Annotated in this window: 1 protein-coding gene and 1 rRNA gene; one reads left to right on the forward strand and one right to left on the reverse strand. The window is 57.8% G+C overall.

Features of this window, described 5'->3' with window-relative positions; all coding sequences use genetic code 11:
• Nucleotides 1-174: 174 nt before the first annotated feature.
• Complete coding sequence (locus MJ643_RS30190) at nt 175-2,640, forward strand: TonB-dependent siderophore receptor (RefSeq protein WP_169775249.1); 2,466 nt, start codon at nt 175-177, stop codon at nt 2,638-2,640.
• A gap of 89 nt (nt 2,641-2,729) precedes the next feature.
• On the opposite strand, the gene rrf is transcribed toward MJ643_RS30190, so the two are convergent.
• A 5S ribosomal RNA gene (rrf, locus tag MJ643_RS30195) occupies nt 2,730-2,845 on the reverse strand.
• Nucleotides 2,846-2,982 lie beyond the last annotated feature (137 nt).

The following is a 2,982-nucleotide window of genomic DNA, read 5'->3' on the forward strand; positions in this document are numbered from 1 at the left end:
CCCTTTCGAGTTTAAGAGACCTTGAAGACACAAGCTGGCTTGCCGGCGATGGGGCGCGTAGCGGCCCCAATAACTTTTTTGACGGGTATTGAATGTCGGTCCGGCTAGGACAGTAAGCGACACCTCCTGCTCTCTCACTTCAACGGACCCCACATGCCTACCGCTCCCGTGCATATGCCCACATTCAATGCGAATGATTTTCGACCTGTCTTGCACTCAGTGCTTTTACGCAAAGCAGTCCGGGCTGCCCTGTTTGGCACCGTCTTGGGCCTGACAGCCGTAACACAACTTTCCATAGCAGCTGAAACGGCCCAGGTGGGCCACCGCTATGCGATCCCGGCAGGTCAGTTGGATGATGTGCTCAACGAGTTCGCCCGCCAGGCTGGCATCACCCTGTCGAGCACACCCCAGCTCACCCAAGGCTTGCAGTCGAACGGCCTGCAGGGGCAGTACTCTACCGATCAGGCACTGCGCCAGTTGCTAAATGGCAGCGGCCTGGAAGCCGTCAACCAGAACGTCCGCAGCTACGTGCTGCAGGTACAACCCCAAGGCGCTGCATTGTCATTGCCAGACACCGATGTCCGTAGCTTCACCCTTGGCAATGCATTGGGCAGCATGGAGGGTTACAACGCTACCCACAGCCAGGTGGCGACCAAGACCAGCATGCCGCTGGTAGAAACATCACAATCGGTCTCGGTGGTTACCCGTCAGCAGATGGACGACCAAGGCTCACAAACCGTTGCCCAAGCCATGCGCTACACACCTGGGGTACTGACCAACCCCTATGGGGCGACCCACCGTTATGATTATGTAGCCATGCGAGGCTTCAACGACGGCTCGGTAGACAACATCTACGTGGACGGGCTCAAGTCGATGGGAGACAACGGGACCTACAGCACCATGCAGGTGGACCCATACTTCCTTGAGCGCATCGATATTCTCAAGGGACCGTCTTCAGTACTGTATGGCCGTAGCTCGCCAGGAGGCCTGGTGGCACTGACCACCAAGAAGCCGCTGTTCACCCCCTACCATCAAGTCCAGGCCACCCTCGGTACCCAAGGCCAGCGTGGCATGGGTTTCGATTTCAGCGGCCCCGTGGATGACCACAAGCGTATCGCTTATCGCCTGACAGGCCTGGCGGATGCTTCCGATACGCAGTTCGACCACAACAAGGAAGAACGCTACGCCATCGCGCCGGCCGTCAGCATCGACTTCAGCGAAGACACTTCGCTCACCCTGCAGGCCTACCTGCAACACGACCCCAACGGCGGCTATCACGGCGGCAACCCCGCAGATGGCATGCTGCACAAGCGCAACGGATTGCGCCTGTCTGACCACTTCTTCGAAGGCGAGCCGGGTATCGACAACTACGAGCGTACCCAACAGTCCTTCAGCTACCAGTTCGAGCATCGCTTCAACGATGTGTTCACAGCACGCCAGAACTTCCGTTACCAGGATTCCGACGTGTCGATGGATCAGGTGTATTCCGCCGGTTGGGCGGGTGCCGACAGCAATATCCTCAACCGCGCCTATACCGGCGGCGACGAACGCCTGCATTCGTACATCATCGATAACATGCTGCAGGCGGAATTCTTTACCGGGGCCGCCAAACACACCCTGCTGCTGGGCGCCGACTACCAGCGACGCAAGGCCGACGTAGCCTGGCGTTATGGCACAGTCGATCCGCTGGACGCCGGCAACCCGCAGTACGGCAACGGCAACCTTCAGGTGCTGGGCGAGAACCGTTACCAGCGGCGCCTGCAACAAACGGGCGTTTACCTGCAGGACCTGGTGGAGCTGGACCAATGGCGCTTCTCGTTGGGACTGCGCCAGGACTGGGTAAAGGTGTCCGAGGAGAATCGCGACAGCAACACCAAAGTCAGTGACCAGCGCTCCAGATTCACTACTCGCGCAGGGGTGCTCTACCTGTTCGAGAATGGCATTGCGCCCTATGTCAGCTACTCGGAGTCGTTCAACCCCAATACCGTGTCCGATCAGCAAGGCCGCCCTCTGGCACCGACCGAGGGCACTCAATGGGAGGCTGGTATCAAGTATCAGCCGCCGGGTAGCGACAATCTGTTCACCGCATCGGTGTTCCGCATCGAGCAAGAGAACCTGGCCTCGAAGCAGCCTGACGAGGACTTCTATCGCCCTGTAGGGCAAGTTCGCTCACAAGGGCTTGAACTGGAGGCCCATGTGCAACTGACCGACAGCTTGAAGCTGCTGGGCGGCTATACCTTTACCGATATCGAGTACGCAAAGTCGATGCCCAGCCTGGTGTCCGGCAACCTGGATAACAAGGGCAATTCGCCAACCCAGGCACCGAAACAGATGTTCTCGCTTTGGGCTGACTACAACTTCCACCAGGGGGCCCTGGATGGCCTGCGCTTGGGTGGTGGGGTGCGGTATGTGGGGTACAGCTGGGTGGATGCGGAAAACAGTATGAAGGTGCCCTCCTATACCCTGTTCGACGCCTCAATCGGCTATGACCTGGGCAAGGTCGGGCTGCGGGGGATGGATGTGCGCTTGAACGCCAACAACCTTACCAATGAAAGCTACATCACTTCGTGTGCCAGCTTGAACTACTGCTACATGGGTGAAGAGCGCAATGTCAGTGCCACGGTCAGCTATCAGTTCTGACCTGATTGCGACGCACACAAGCCCTGGGTTTTTTGGGCCTGAAAGACAAAGCCCCTGTCTGCATCGCAGACAGGGGCTTTGGATTTGAATCTTGACGATGACCTACTCTCACATGGGGAAACCCCACACTACCATCGGCGATGCATCGTTTCACTACTGAGTTCGGGATGGGATCAGGTGGTTCCAATGCTCTATGGTCGTCAAGAAATTCTGTGTGCTGGCCCGTCCCTCGGACGTACCTGCGAATCTCTGTAGTTCCTACTTAAAGACAAACCCCCTACCTGCACGTGCAGATAGGGGTTTTGCGAAATGAATCTTGACGATGACCTACTCTCACATGGG

It is taken from the genome of Pseudomonas sp. PNPG3 (assembly GCF_023093815.1).
GTDB classification, from domain to species: Bacteria; Pseudomonadota; Gammaproteobacteria; order Pseudomonadales; family Pseudomonadaceae; genus Aquipseudomonas; species Aquipseudomonas asiatica.

Excerpts from the sequence above, each read along its gene's own strand:
- MJ643_RS30190 (WP_169775249.1), top strand. The coding sequence starts at position 175 with ATGCCCACATTCAATGCGAATGATTTTCGACCTGTCTTGCACTCAGTG.